This is a genomic window from Pseudomonas sp. RC3H12 (assembly GCF_018596375.1).
In the GTDB taxonomy this organism is placed as follows: domain Bacteria; phylum Pseudomonadota; class Gammaproteobacteria; order Pseudomonadales; family Pseudomonadaceae; genus Aquipseudomonas.
Window position 1 is genome coordinate 783,291 of record NZ_CP075595.1, and the last position, 12,627, is coordinate 795,917.

Sequence of the window (12,627 nt, forward strand, 5' to 3'; positions counted from 1 at the left end):
ATGAAACTACCGAGCAAAAAGCCCGGGGCGCCTTTGTGGGCGGCACTCGGCGAACATAAGTCGACCTTGATCAGCGTCGGCTGTTTCACGGCATTGATCAACTTGCTCATGCTGGTGCCGTCGATATATATGCTTCAAGTGTACGACCGTGTACTGAGTTCGCAGAGCACGACAACTTTGTGGGTGCTGACGCTGATGGTGGTCGGCTTCTTCGTTTATATCGGCGGGCTTGAAGCCGTACGCAGTTTCATTGTCATTCGGGTCGGCAACCAGTTGGAAAAGACGTTCAATATGAAGGTCTATCGCGCCGCCTTCGAACGCAATCTGCGCCAGCGTGACGGTGCCGCCGGCCAGGCACTGGGTGACCTGACCCAGCTGCGTCAGTTCATCACCGGCCCCGCGCTGTTTGCCTTCTTCGATGCGCCCTGGTTCCCCATCTACCTGGCGGTGATCTTCGCCTTCAACGTCTGGCTGGGCGTGATGGCGACGGTCGGCGCGCTGCTGTTGATCGCCCTGGCCATCCTCAACGAGCGCCTCACCCACGCCACCCTGGCCGAGGCCAGTGGCATCCAGCAGCAATCGACACTGCTGGCTGGCAGCCAGCTGCAAAGCGCCGAAAGCATACAGGCCATGGGCATGCTCGGTGCCCTGCGCCAGCGTTGGTACGGCTTGCACGGGCGTTTTCTCGACCTGCAGAACAAGGCCAGCGATACCTCGGCGGTGATCACCGCCACCAGCAAGGGCCTGCGCCTGTGCCTGCAATCGCTGGTGCTGGGGCTGGGCGCGCTGCTGGTGATCGAGGGGCAGATGACCCCGGGCATGATGATCGCCGGCTCCATCCTCATGGGCCGGGTGCTGGCGCCGATCGACCAGTTGATCGCGGTGTGGAAGCAATGGAGCGGTGCGCAGCTGGCCTACCAACGCCTGGACGGCCTGCTGCGCGAACACCCCGAGCCGCCGACGCCGATGCCCTTGCCGGTGCCCACCGGGCAACTGGCGGTGGAGCAGGTCAGCGCTGGCCCGCCCGGGCGTAACCTGGCCACCCTGCAACAGGTGAACTTCGCCCTGGCGCCGGGTGAACTGCTCGGCGTGCTGGGGGCTTCGGGGTCGGGCAAGTCGACCCTGGCCAAGGTGCTGGTCGGCGTCTGGCCGACCCTCGGCGGCCATGTCCGCCTCGATGGCGCCGAGCTCAGCCAATGGGACCGCGACGCGTTGGGCCCGCACATCGGCTATCTGCCGCAGAACATCGAGTTGCTGCGCGGCAGCATCGCCGAGAACATCGCCCGCTTTGGCGAGCTGGACGGCGTCAAGGTGGTCGAGGCGGCTCGCCTGGCGGGCGTACATGACCTGATCCTGCGCCTGCCCCAGGGCTACGACACGCGGCTGGGCGAGGAGGGCGTGGACCTGTCCGGCGGCCAGAAGCAGCGCATTGCCCTGGCCCGCGCCCTGTACGGCGATGCCCGGCTGATCGTGCTCGACGAACCCAATTCCAACCTCGACAGCCACGGCGAAGCCGCCCTGGCCAACGCCATCGTCCAGCTCAAGGCCCAGGGCCGCACCGTGGTGTTGGTGACCCACCGCAGCGCGGCGTTGGCCCAGGCCGACAAGCTGCTGGTGATGAACGAAGGGCGCATGCAGGGCTTCGGCCCGGCTCGCGATATCCTCCACGCCATGGGCCAGGCCCCGGCGCAACGACCCCTGCAAGCCGGAGGTGGCGCATGAGCCAGCACACCCGTGATGCCCGTTTCCATGTCCGCCTGGGGTGGTGGCTGACCCTGGTCGGTTTCGGCGGTTTCATGGCCTGGGCCAGCCTCGCCCCGCTCGATCAGGGCGTGCCGGTGCAAGGTACCGTGGTGGTGTCGGGCAAGCGCAAGGCGGTGCAGTCCATGGGCGCGGGCGTGGTCAGCCGCATCCTGGTCAGCGAAGGCCAGCTGGTGCGCCAGGGCGAGCCGCTGTTCCGCCTCGACCGCACCCAGGTGCAGGCCGACGTCGATGCGCTGCAGGCCCAGTACCGCATGACCCGCGCCGCCCTGGCACGCTGGCAGAGTGAGCGCGACAACCTCGGCCAGGTGCAGTTTCCCACGGAGTTGCTCGAAGACGCCGACGCCCGCCTGGCGCTGATCCTCGAAGGCCAGCGCCAGCTGTTCGACAGCCGCCGTCAGGCCCAGGCCCGCGAGCAGGGCGCCCTGGCCGCCAGCATCGACGGCTCCCAGGCCCAGCTGACCGGCATGCGCCGGGCGCGCGGCGACCTGCAGGCCCAGGCCGACTCGTTGCGCGAGCAGCTCGACAGCCTGCGCCCGTTGGCCGGCGAGGGCTATATCCCGCGCAACCGCGTGTTGGAATACCAGCGCCAGCTGTCGCAGGTGCAGCGCGACCTGGCGCAGAACGCCGGCGAAAGCGCGCGCCTGGAGCAGGTGATCGTCGAAGCCCGGCTCAACTTGCAGCAGCGCCGCGAGGAGTACCAGAAAGAGGTGCGCAGTCAGCTGGCCGAAGCCCAGGTCAAGGCCGCGACCCTGGAGCAGCAGCTCAACTCCGCGCACTTTGAACTGCAGCACAGCGAGATCATCGCGCCGGCCGACGGCATCGCGGTAAACCTTGGCGTGCACACCGAAGGCGCCGTGGTGCGGGCCGGCGATACCCTGCTGGAAATCGTGCCCCAGGGCACCGCGCTGGAAGTGGAAGGGCGCCTGCCGGTGAACCTGGTGGACAAGGTGGCACCGCAGTTGCCGGTGGACATCCTGTTCACCGCCTTCAACCAGAACCGTACGCCGCGGGTGACCGGGGAGGTGGCGCTGGTGTCGGCCGACCAGCTGATCGACGAGCGCAGCGGCCAGCCGTACTACGTGCTGCGCAGCACGGTCAGCGAAGAAGCGCTGGCGCGTCTCGAGGGGCTGGCGATCCGCCCGGGCATGCCCGCCGAGCTGTTCGTGCGTACCGGCGAGCGCTCGCTGCTCAACTACCTGTTCAAACCCCTGCTCGACCGTGCAGGCACCGCCTTGACCGAACAATAAGGACCGCCAGTGAAGAAGTTCCCACTGATCGGGTTGCTGCTGGCCTGCGCCTGGCTGCCGACCGCCGCCCAGGCCGCCATGGGGCCGTTCCAGGTATACGAGCAGGCCCTGCGCCGCGACCCGACCTACCTCGCGGCGTTCAAGGCCCGCGAGGCCGGCCAGGAATACCGCGCCATCGGCCGCGCCGGCCTGCTGCCCAGCCTGTCGTACAGCTACAACAAGGGCCGCAACGATTCCGAGGTGCGCTACCTCGGCGATTCACGCCGGCAAAAGGAAGACCGCACCTACAACAGCATGGGCTCGACCTTCATCCTCCAGCAGCCGCTGTTCGACTATGAAGCCTATTCGAGCTATCGCAAGGGCGTGGCCCAGGCGCTGTTCGCCGACGAGAGCTTCCGCGACCAGAGCCAGCAACTGCTGGTGCGGGTGATGACCAGCTACACCCAGGCGCTGTTCGCCCAGGACCAGATCGCCATCAGCGTCGCCAGCAAGCAGGCCTACCGCCAGCAGTTCCAGCAGAACCAGCGGCTGTTCGACGCAGGCGAAGGCACGCGCACCGATATTCTCGAAGCCCAGGCCCGCTACGAGTTGGCCGATGCCGAGGAGATCAAGGCGCGTAACGAACAGGATGCCGCGCTGCGCGAACTGGGCGCGCTGATTGGCGAGCCGGCGGTGCGGGTCGAGGACCTGGCGCCGCTGCGCCTGGGCTTCGCCCTGCCAGTGGTCGACCCCAGCGGCTACGAGGCCTGGCAGGAGCGGGCCCTGGCCAACAACCCGCAACTGGCGTCCTCGCGCCAGGCCCTGGAAGTGGCGCGCTACGAGGTCGAGCGCAATCGTGCCGGGCACCTGCCCAAGGTCACCGCGTTCGCCACCTCGCGGCGCCAGGAGTCGGACAGCGGCAACACCTACAACCAGCGCTACGACACCAACACCGTGGGTATCGAAGTCAGCGTGCCGATCTTCGCCGGGGGCGGGGTGCTGGCTTCGACCCGCCAGGCCAGTCGGCATCTGGAGCAGGCCGAGTACGAGCTCGACGGCAACACCCGCAGCGCCTTGATCGAGCTGCGCAAGCAGTACAACGCCTGCCAGTCCGGCGCCAGCCAGTTGCGTGCCTACGAACGGGCGCTGGTGGCGGCCGAGGCGCTGGTGGTGTCCACACGCAAGAGCGTGCAAGGTGGCGAACGGGTGAACCTGGATGTGCTCAACGCCGAACAGCAACTGGCCACCACCCGCCGCGACCTGGCACAGGCGCGCTACGACTACCTGCTGGCGTGGATCAAGCTGCATTACCAGGCGGGGGTGTTGAGCGAGACGCAACTGGCGCGGGTGGACGAAGCGTTTATTGAGGGCAAATCCGGTTGATGCTCTGATCGCCTACCAGCGTGGGAGCGGGCTTGCCCCGCGATCACCGGCGAAGCCGGTGCCATATATCGCATCGCGGGGCAAGTCGCAGCGGCGAACCGCCGCTCCCACGCTAGTAGGCGAGTCACTGAAAAGCATTCAGGCTGTCACCGCTGCCTTTCCCCGCTTGCGCTCAGCCAGCCCCCACACCAGCAGCGCCAGCGCACCGATCACCAGGCCAGCCACCACGATCCCATCCCAGCCATGCACCTCGAACAGCTGCGTTCCCAGCAGCGACCCCAGCGCGCCGCCGATGAAGTAGCAGGTGATATAACCGGCATTGAGCCGCGTGCGCGCCTCGGGGCGCAGTACGATCACCGCGTTCTGGTTGCTCACGTGCACCAGTTGCACCGCCAGGTCGAGCAGCAGCACCCCAACCAGCAATGCCACCAGCGAGTTCTGCGCAAACCCCAACGGCACCCACGACAGCAACAACGCCAACAGCCCCACGGTGGTGCCCAGTGAACCTTTGCCGCGGTCGGCCAGGCGCCCGGCCCAGTTCGCCGCCAGTGCGCCGATCGCCCCGGCCAGGCCGAACAGGCCGATCACCGCGTCGGAGTAATGGTAGGGCGCCTCGCTCAACAGGAATGCCAGCGGTGTCCAGAACAGCGCGAACAGGCTGAACGCCAGCAAGCCCAGCAGCGAGCGCAGGCGCAGCACCGGTTCTTCTACGAACAGGCGGAACACCGAGCCGATCAGCGCCGGGTATTTCAAGCCGGCGTGGCTGTGGTGTTGCGGCAGGCTGCGGTACAGCGCGAGGGCACTGATGGCCATCAACACCGCGGCCAGCACGTAGATGCTGCGCCAGCCGCCCAGCTCGGCCATGAAGCCGGCGGCGGTGCGCGCCAGCAGGATGCCCAGCAGCAGGCCGCTCATCAGCGTGCCCACGGCGCGGCCGCGTTGATCCGGCGCACTGAGCGCGGCGGCCATGGGTACCAGCACCTGGGCCACCACCGAGAACAGCCCGGTCAGCGCCGTGCCGAACAACAGCCACGGCAGGCTTGGCGCGCAGGCGCTGATCACCAGCCCGGCGGTGGCGATCAGCACCATGGTGACGATCAGCCGTCGCTGCTCGAACAGATCGCCCAGTGGCGCGAGCAGCAGCAGCCCGGCGCCGTAGCTGAGCTGGGCGGCGATGACGATGGTGCCGGCGCTGGCGGTACTCAGGCCGAACTGCTCGGCGATGCTGTGCAGGAGGGGCTGGGCGTAGTAGTTGCTGGCCACGGCCAGGCCGGTGGCGGTGGCCATCAGCAGGATCAGGGCGCGACTCAGAGTCGGGGAATTCATGGGCAGTCTCGGTGCAGGCAAGGTTGAATAGCGACAAGTATCAGGAAGTGCCCGGCATGATGCCAATTTATGGTTTTCAACTTAACCGTGTTGACAGCAGCACGGGGCAAGCCCGCTCCCACGCGTGACTGCGCGTTGGAGCGGGCTTGCCCCGCGATAGGGTGTTTGTTCAGGCCGCAAACCCACCATCGGCCAGCAAGCTCGCCCCTGTGATGTAGCCGGCCTCAGGCCCCGCCAGGTAGGCCACGAAGCTGGCGATCTCGTCCGCCTGGCCATAGCGCCCGATGGCCATCAGTGGGATCAGGCTCTCGGCGAACTCGCCACTGGCCGGGTTCATGTCGGTGTCCACCGGCCCAGGCTGCACATTGTTGACGGTGATCCCCTGCGGCCCCAGGTCCCGCGCCAGGCCCTTGGTCAGGCCGACCAGCGCTGACTTGCTCATGGCATAGGGCGCGCCACCGGCGAACGGCATGCGCTCGGCGTTGGTGCTGCCGATGTTGATGACCCGTCCACCCTGGCCCATGTGCTTCACCGCCGCCTGGGTGGCCACGAACACGCTGCGCACATTGACCGCCAGCAGCCGGTCGAAGTCGGCCAGGTCGAACTCGGCGACCGGCGCCACCGCCAGCACACCGGCGTTGTTGACCAGGATATCCAGGCCGCCGAAGGCCTTCGCGGTGTCGGCCACGGCCTGCTGCACGGCCTGGGTGTCGGCGCTGTCGGCGCGCAGGGCCAGGGCTTGGCCGCCGCCGCTGTTGATCTCACCTGCCAAGGCCTCGGCGCTGGCGCTCGAGCTGACATAGGTGAAGGCGACCTTGGCGCCGTCGCGGGCCAGACGGCGGACGATGGCCGCGCCGATACCACGGGAACCGCCCTGGACCAGGGCCACCTTGCCGGTGAGAGGAAGTGCTTGGGACATGCTGATCTCCTGCGTTCAAGCAAGGCCGGATGCCTTGGATGGACACAGTATCGACGCTCGATTACCTATTGATAAGATGGCAATCACGCCAGTCAGAATAAACCAGGAGTTGGCAATGGCCGCGATGGAATCCTTCAGCAGCCTGGAATGCTTCATCCGCAGCGCCGAAGTCGGCAGCTTTGCCGAAGCGGCCAGGCGCCTTTCGCTCACCCCCGCGGCGGTCGGCAAGAACGTCGCCCAGCTGGAGGCGCGGCTTGGTGTGCGCCTGTTCCTGCGCAGCACGCGCAAACTGACCCTGACCGAGGCCGGGCAGCGTTTTCTGGCCGAGGTGAGCGAGAGTTTTCGCACCATCCAGTATGCCGTGGCCAATCTGGCCAACTGCGAAGGCCACCCCTCGGGCGTGCTGCGGGTCAGCATGGGTACGGTGTTCGGGCGCCTGTACGTGTTGCCGTTGCTGGGCGAGTTCCTGGCCCGCTATCCGGCGGTGACGGCGGACTGGCATTTCGACAACCGCCAGGTCGACCTGATCGGCCAGGGTTTCGACGCCGCCCTCGGCGGTGGTTTCGAGCTGCCGCCTGGGGTGGTGGCACGCAAGCTGACGCCTGCGCACCGGGTGCTGGTGGCCTCGCCGGGCTATGTGCGTCAGCACGGGCCGATCGACCGGCCGGAGCAGTTGCAGGCTTGCGCCGGCATCCTCATCCGCTCGCCGCAGACCGGCAGGGTGCGCAGCTGGCCGCTGACCAGTCGCTGGCAGGAGCAACAGCCGCTGCAGCTGCCCCAGCGCCTGACCATGAGCGATTCGGACGCTGCCTGCGCGGTGGCCGAGCAGGGCCTGGGCATCGCCCTGGTCAGCCTGCCGTTCGCCTTGCCTTACCTGGCCTCAGGCCGGCTGTGCCGGGTGCTGCCGGACTGGTACGTCGACGATGGGCACATCAGCTTGTACTACGCCGAGCGCAAACTGTTGCCGGGCAAGACCCGCGCCTTCATCGATTTCGTGGTGGAGCAGTTTGCCGAGCAGGGGCTGGCACAGCGCTTCGATGCCTTGCAGCGATAACGCCCGGTCAGGCGATATCAATGATGAACTGCACCTGGGCCACCCCAGCCAGCCCCAGGCGTACTTCGTCATCCACGCGCTTGCCGACCAGCTGCTGGCCTAGCGGTGCGCGAGGTGTGATCACCGTCACCAGCGCCTCTCCCTCACCAATCTTCAAGCCGGCGCCTTCGGGTCCGAGGAACAGCCTGCGACGCTGCCCCTGTTCGTCCTCCAGGGTCACCAGGCAGCCGACCTGGATCCCCCGCGCCGGGTCATAGTCGCGTGGCACCAGTTGCTGATAGGTCTGCAGCGCCTGGCGGATCTCGGCGGTGCGTCGGGCCTGCCCGGTGGCCAGGTACGAAGCCTCGAGCCCCAGGGTGTCGTACTTGTTCTCGGCGATGTTCTCTTCGGCGGTGGCGGCCTCGTAGGCGGTCTGGGCGGCGCGGCGCAGCACCTCCATGTCGTGCTCGAGGGTGGTGACGATGCGCTGCAGCAGGGTGGCCTTGTCCATGGTCAGTAGCAGAACTCCAGCACGTTGGCCTGGCTCTTGTCGGTCGGCGCGGTGCGGTTCTGCTGCAGCCAGAACTGGCACTTGGGGCTGTTCAGGTTGCGCGGGTTGCCCTGGGCGGCCTCGGCGGCCTGCTGCAATTCCTGCTTGTGCAGGATGTCTTTGTAATGTTCGAACATCTGCGCCTGGGCATCGACCGGTGGCGCTGGAGGAGTGGTTGGCGCAGGCTGGACCTGCGCGGGGGCGGTGGCCTCGACCAGCGGTTGCACCTGCTGTGGCCACAGGTGCAGGGCCAGCCACAGGCTCACGGCGATCGCCAATGCGCCGAGCCACAGGCCGAGGGCGACGCACAGCACCAGTTGCACCGGTTTCAGGGTGATCTTCAATTCGCGGGGGCGGGGCATGATGGCCTCCTGGCAGGCGGGGCGAGGGCGCCATTCTCGCATGCCGCGGCAGGTATTTTCAGCGCCGCGCTTTTGTTGGCCGGCATTTTTCAGCAAAATCCGCGGTCTTTTTTCCGCAGGTAACGGAACGTGGCGATGAAAACCACCTGGGACATCTTCTGCACGGTCGTCGACAACTATGGCGATATCGGCGTCACCTGGCGCCTGGCGCGCCAGCTGGCGAGCGAGCATGACCTGGCCGTGCGCCTGTGGGTGGATGACCTGCAAGCCTTCGTGCGCCTGTGCCCAGAGGCCGACAGCCAAGCCGAGCAGCAGTGGCGGCAAGGGGTCGAGGTGCGCCACTGGCCGGCCACGTGGCAAGGTGCGGAGCCGGCGCAGGTGGTGGTGGGCGCCTTCGCCTGCCAGCTACCGCAGGCTTATGTCGAGGCCATGGGCGAGCAGGCCACGCCGCCCTTGTGGCTGAACCTGGACTACCTCAGTGCCGAAGACTGGGTGGATGGCTGCCATGGCTTGCCGTCGCCCCAGGCCAATGGGTTGCGCAAGTTCTTTTTCTTCCCGGGTTTCACCGAGAAGACCGGTGGCCTGCTGCGCGAAGCAGCCTTGCTGCCCCGTTGCCAGGCGTTTCGCCAGGCGCCGGATGAGCGGGCGGGGTTCCTGGCAAGGCTGGGCGTCCACCCCGAGGCCGGGGCGTGGCTGATCTCGCTGTTCGCCTACGAGAATCCACAGTTGGGCAACTGGCTCGACGTATTGGCCGAAGGCGCGCACCCCAGCCACCTGCTGGTACCGCAAGGGCGCATCCTGGGCGACCTCGGCCACTGGCTGGGCGAGGCGGGCTTGGCCGTGGGGGCGCTGCATCGGCGCGGCGCCTTGACGGTCCAGGTGCTGCCTTTTGTCAGCCAGGACGACTACGATCGGTTGCTGTGGAGCTGCGATTTCAACGCCGTGCGCGGCGAGGACTCGTTCGTGCGGGCGCAATGGGCTGGGGTGCCGATGCTGTGGCACATCTACATCCAGGAAGAGAACGCCCACTGGGAAAAGCTCGAAGCATTCCTCGCCCTTTATTGCCATGGGTTGTCGGCCGCCGCCGGGCAGGCGCTTAGCGAGCTGTGGCGGGCCTGGAACATGGACCGCCCGATGGGGCAGGCCTGGCAGGCGCTGCAGCCACACTGGGAGGAAGTGCGCGAACATGCCCGCCAGTGGCAGGCCACGCAGGCCGCTCGGCCGGACCTTGCCACGAGGCTGGTACAGTTTTACCGAAATTCGCTATGATACGCGGCCTCGATTTTTATAAATCCATCCAGATTCGGATACTTCGTAATGAAAACTGGTAAAGAACTGAAACCCGGTACCGTACTGCGGATCGACAACGACCCGTGGCTGGTTCAGAAAGCTGAGTTCACCAAGTCGGGCCGTAACAGCGCGATCATGAAGACCAAGCTGAAGAACCTGCTGACCGGCTACAAGACCGAAACCGTATACGGTGCGGACGACAAGCTGGACGACGTGATCCTGGATCGCAAAGAAGCGACCCTGTCGTTCATCAGCGGTGACTCGTACACCTTCATGGACACCACCGACTACACCATGTACGAGCTGAACGCCGAAGACATCGACGCCGTTCTGCCGTACATCGAAGAAGGCATGGAAGACATCTGCGAAGCCGTCTTCTTCGAAGGCCGCCTGGTATCGGTAGAACTGCCGACCACCATCAGCCGCCAGGTTGTCTACACCGAGAACGCCGCACGTGGCGACACCTCGGGCAAGGTCATGAAGCCTGCCAAGCTGAAGAACGGTACCGAGATCCAGGTTGCCGACTTCATCCAGATCGACGAGTGGATCGACATCGACACTCGCGACAACAGCTTCAAGGGCCGTTCCAAGAAGTAATCCTTCTTGCGATGAGCACGAAAAACCCGGCCTTGGCCGGGTTTTTTTGTGCTCGTGAAACCGTGTCGCCTTCATCGCGGGGCAAGTCGGCTCGCCCCGCGATGGCATTCACACCGTCACATGCAGGCGCACATCCACATTGCCGCGGGTGGCGTTGGAGTACGGGCAGACCTTGTGCGCCTTCTCCACCAGCCCTTCGGCGTCGGCCTGGGCCAGGCCAGGCAGGTTGATGTGCAGGTCGATGTCCAGGCCGAAACCGCCGGGGATCTGGCCGATGCCGACCTTGGCGGTGATCGAGGCGTCCGCCGGCAGGGCTTTTTTCTCCTGGCTGGCGACGAACTTCAGCGCGCCGATGAAGCAGGCCGAGTACCCGGCGGCGAACATCTGCTCGGGGTTGGTGCCTTCACCCCCGGCGCCGCCCAGCTCTTTCGGGGTGCTCAGCTTGACTTCCAGCTTGCCGTCGCTGGAGCGGGATTTGCCATCACGACCACCGGTGGAAGTGGCTTCTGCGATGTACAGCGGAGTGACCTTTTGCATCTTGAGCCTCGCTTGGGTGTTGTGCGCCGTCGGCGCTGAGTGGGTATGGGATTAACTTAGCGCGCAATTATTTAGTGCGCAAGTTAAATGTTCGACCATTCATCCGAACAGCCACCTCACAGCTTAGACGTCAGAGGTTTTCTTGCAGCTGCGCGCGCAGGGCGAGCAGGTCGGCCTGCAGTTTGCGCAGTTGCTCGGCGCTGTGCCCGCTGGCCTGCAGGATGCATTGCGGCACGCGTTGGGCTTCGGCCTGCAGGGCGCGGCCCTTGTCGGTCAGCTGCACCAGTACCACCCGTTCGTCCTCGCGGCTGCGGCTGCGCTTGAGCAGGCCTTCGCTTTCCAGGCGCTTGAGCAGCGGGGTCAGGGAGCCGGGGTCGGTGAGCAGGCGCTGGCTGATCTCACCCACGGTCAGGCCGTCCTGCTCCCACAGCACGAGCATGGCCAGGTACTGCGGGTAGGTCAGGCCCAGGGCCTGCAGCAAAGGCTTGTAGACCTTGGTCATCAGCAACGAGGTCGAGTGCAGGGCGAAGCAGACCTGGTTGTCCAGCAGCAGCGCGTCGCAGGGGGCTTGGGTGTCGGCGTTCATGCAGGTCCTTGGAATCGGTGAGTAATAAAATCTAGCACGCCAAAGCTTGGTGCGCTCATTGCCAGCGCAGCTCGCTTCTCAGCGCCAGGTCCCAGGGCGGCACCGGGCTGAAACGGCTCTTGAGGAATTCGAGCAGCAAGCGGCTGCGAGAGTTCGTTTCATGTTCAAGGCGCAGTGCATAAATCCCGCTGGTTTCGGGGGCCGGCAGGCCGTTGTCGCAGAACAGGGGGAGCAGTTCGCCGCGCAGCAGGTAGTCGCTGACCAGCCAGGTCGGCAGGTGGGCGATGCCCAGCCCGGCCAAGGCACCGAACAGCAGCGTCTCGGCATTGTTGGCGGCCATGCGCATGCGCGTCGGGCGGTACAGGCGGGTCTGGCCACCGACCTCGAAGCGCCAGGCGAACGGCGGTGCCAGGCCGTCCCAGTCGAGGCCGTCATGCCCAGGCAGCTCGCTGGGGCAGGCCGGAACGCCGCGATTGGCCAGGTACGCCGGGCTGGCGCAGGCGATCCGCACCATATAGGCCAGTGGCGTGGCCACCAGGCGCGTGTCGGCCAGGGGCCCCGCGCGCAGCACCAGGTCGACTTCGCCCAGATGGCTGCCGTGCAGGTCGACGAAACTGTCGATCAGGCGCAGTTGCACGTCGAGACCGGGGTAGGCCACCAGGAAGTCGGCGATGGCCGGAGCGAGGTGGCGACGGCCGAAGGCGGCCGGGGCGTCGATGCGGATCAGCCCTTCTGGGGCATTGCTCAGGGATACCGCCTCGGCGCGAGCCAGGCGCAGTTCCTCGATGATGCGCCGGGCCCGTTCGGCGAACGCATTGCCGGCCGGCGTGGCGCGCACCGCATGGGTGCTGCGCGAGAACAGCCGGCTGCCCACCGCGTTTTCCAGGCTGTCGATGCGCCTGGCCACGGCCGAAGGCGTGAGCGGATGGCGACGGGCGGCGGCGGAGAAGCTGCCGGTCTCCAGCACATCGAGGAACAGGCTCAGTTGTTCGGTGAGGATATCGGGGCTCATGATGATTCTGCTTTTGCGGATTACGCAAAGCCATTGTGCGCT

General features: G+C 66.3%; 13 protein-coding genes. 6 read left to right on the forward strand and 7 right to left on the reverse strand.

From position 1 onward, the window contains the following. Genes KHO27_RS03645 through KHO27_RS03655 form a run of 3 tightly spaced genes read left to right on the forward strand, consistent with a single transcriptional unit; the run spans position 1 to position 4,373 of the window. Positions 1-1,722: a type I secretion system permease/ATPase gene (locus tag KHO27_RS03645; protein WP_214501219.1), complete on the forward strand. Its 1,722-nt coding sequence runs from the start codon at positions 1-3 to the stop codon at positions 1,720-1,722. Further along, positions 1,719-3,011 carry an HlyD family type I secretion periplasmic adaptor subunit gene (locus KHO27_RS03650; protein WP_102684211.1) on the forward strand — a complete coding sequence of 431 codons (1,293 nt, stop codon included), beginning with the start codon at positions 1,719-1,721 and terminating at the stop codon, positions 3,009-3,011. The genes KHO27_RS03645 and KHO27_RS03650 overlap by 4 nt, the downstream gene beginning before the upstream one ends. 9 nt (positions 3,012-3,020) lie before the next feature. Next, positions 3,021-4,373 (forward strand): TolC family outer membrane protein, encoded by a 1,353-nt coding sequence (locus KHO27_RS03655; protein ID WP_110698144.1) that lies wholly within the window; start codon positions 3,021-3,023, stop codon positions 4,371-4,373. 138 nt (positions 4,374-4,511) lie between these two features. On the opposite strand, the gene KHO27_RS03660 is transcribed toward KHO27_RS03655, so the two are convergent. After that, positions 4,512-5,699, reverse strand: coding sequence for an MFS transporter (locus KHO27_RS03660; protein WP_110698147.1), 1,188 nt, complete (start codon positions 5,697-5,699; stop codon positions 4,512-4,514). A 169-nt stretch (positions 5,700-5,868) separates the two neighbouring features. After that, positions 5,869-6,618, reverse strand: coding sequence for a 3-oxoacyl-ACP reductase family protein (locus tag KHO27_RS03665; RefSeq protein ID WP_102684214.1), 750 nt, complete (start codon positions 6,616-6,618; stop codon positions 5,869-5,871). Positions 6,619-6,742: 124 nt separating this feature from the next. Between KHO27_RS03665 and KHO27_RS03670 the strand changes: the two genes are divergently transcribed. Next, complete coding sequence (locus tag KHO27_RS03670) at positions 6,743-7,672, forward strand: LysR family transcriptional regulator (protein WP_110698223.1); 930 nt, start codon at positions 6,743-6,745, stop codon at positions 7,670-7,672. Between the two features lie 7 nt (positions 7,673-7,679). Here KHO27_RS03670 and KHO27_RS03675 read toward each other — a convergent pair whose 3' ends face one another. Together KHO27_RS03675 and KHO27_RS03680 are read right to left on the reverse strand one after the other, a co-directional pair. After that, on the reverse strand, positions 7,680-8,162 hold the full coding sequence (locus KHO27_RS03675; protein WP_110698149.1) for a GreA/GreB family elongation factor: 483 nt from the start codon (positions 8,160-8,162) through the stop codon (positions 7,680-7,682). 2 nt (positions 8,163-8,164) lie between these two features. Next, a complete protein-coding gene (locus tag KHO27_RS03680) occupies positions 8,165-8,563 on the reverse strand; it encodes a hypothetical protein (RefSeq protein ID WP_110698151.1) in 399 nt (132 codons plus the stop codon). A gap of 135 nt (positions 8,564-8,698) precedes the next feature. Between KHO27_RS03680 and earP the strand changes: the two genes are divergently transcribed. Continuing rightward, positions 8,699-9,832 carry an elongation factor P maturation arginine rhamnosyltransferase EarP gene (gene earP / locus KHO27_RS03685; protein ID WP_214501220.1) on the forward strand — a complete coding sequence of 378 codons (1,134 nt, stop codon included), beginning with the start codon at positions 8,699-8,701 and terminating at the stop codon, positions 9,830-9,832. A gap of 48 nt (positions 9,833-9,880) precedes the next feature. Further along, positions 9,881-10,450, forward strand: coding sequence for an elongation factor P (gene efp / locus KHO27_RS03690; protein ID WP_012271109.1), 570 nt, complete (start codon positions 9,881-9,883; stop codon positions 10,448-10,450). A 108-nt stretch (positions 10,451-10,558) separates the two neighbouring features. Here efp and KHO27_RS03695 read toward each other — a convergent pair whose 3' ends face one another. From KHO27_RS03695 to KHO27_RS03705, 3 genes are all read right to left on the reverse strand, one after another. Beyond that, positions 10,559-10,987: an organic hydroperoxide resistance protein gene (locus KHO27_RS03695; protein WP_214501221.1), complete on the reverse strand. Its 429-nt coding sequence runs from the start codon at positions 10,985-10,987 to the stop codon at positions 10,559-10,561. Between the two features lie 130 nt (positions 10,988-11,117). Further along, entirely contained in the window at positions 11,118-11,573 is a 456-nt protein-coding gene (locus KHO27_RS03700; RefSeq protein WP_110698155.1) for a MarR family winged helix-turn-helix transcriptional regulator, read from the reverse strand. Positions 11,574-11,628: 55 nt separating this feature from the next. Then, positions 11,629-12,585, reverse strand: coding sequence for a LysR family transcriptional regulator (locus KHO27_RS03705; protein ID WP_046856564.1), 957 nt, complete (start codon positions 12,583-12,585; stop codon positions 11,629-11,631). Positions 12,586-12,627 lie beyond the last annotated feature (42 nt).

Coding starts and splice junctions, on each gene's coding strand:
- KHO27_RS03645 (WP_214501219.1), top strand. CDS start 1: ATGAAACTACCGAGCAAAAAGCCCGGGGCGCCTTTGTGGGCGGCACTC.
- KHO27_RS03650 (WP_102684211.1), top strand. CDS start 1,719: ATGAGCCAGCACACCCGTGATGCCCGTTTCCATGTCCGCCTGGGGTGG.
- KHO27_RS03660 (WP_110698147.1), bottom strand. CDS start 5,699: ATGAATTCCCCGACTCTGAGTCGCGCCCTGATCCTGCTGATGGCCACC.
- KHO27_RS03665 (WP_102684214.1), bottom strand. CDS start 6,618: ATGTCCCAAGCACTTCCTCTCACCGGCAAGGTGGCCCTGGTCCAGGGC.
- KHO27_RS03670 (WP_110698223.1), top strand. CDS start 6,743: ATGGAATCCTTCAGCAGCCTGGAATGCTTCATCCGCAGCGCCGAAGTC.
- KHO27_RS03675 (WP_110698149.1), bottom strand. CDS start 8,162: ATGGACAAGGCCACCCTGCTGCAGCGCATCGTCACCACCCTCGAGCAC.
- KHO27_RS03680 (WP_110698151.1), bottom strand. CDS start 8,563: ATGCCCCGCCCCCGCGAATTGAAGATCACCCTGAAACCGGTGCAACTG.
- earP (WP_214501220.1), top strand. CDS start 8,699: ATGAAAACCACCTGGGACATCTTCTGCACGGTCGTCGACAACTATGGC.
- efp (WP_012271109.1), top strand. CDS start 9,881: ATGAAAACTGGTAAAGAACTGAAACCCGGTACCGTACTGCGGATCGAC.
- KHO27_RS03695 (WP_214501221.1), bottom strand. CDS start 10,987: ATGCAAAAGGTCACTCCGCTGTACATCGCAGAAGCCACTTCCACCGGT.
- KHO27_RS03700 (WP_110698155.1), bottom strand. CDS start 11,573: ATGAACGCCGACACCCAAGCCCCCTGCGACGCGCTGCTGCTGGACAAC.
- KHO27_RS03705 (WP_046856564.1), bottom strand. CDS start 12,585: ATGAGCCCCGATATCCTCACCGAACAACTGAGCCTGTTCCTCGATGTG.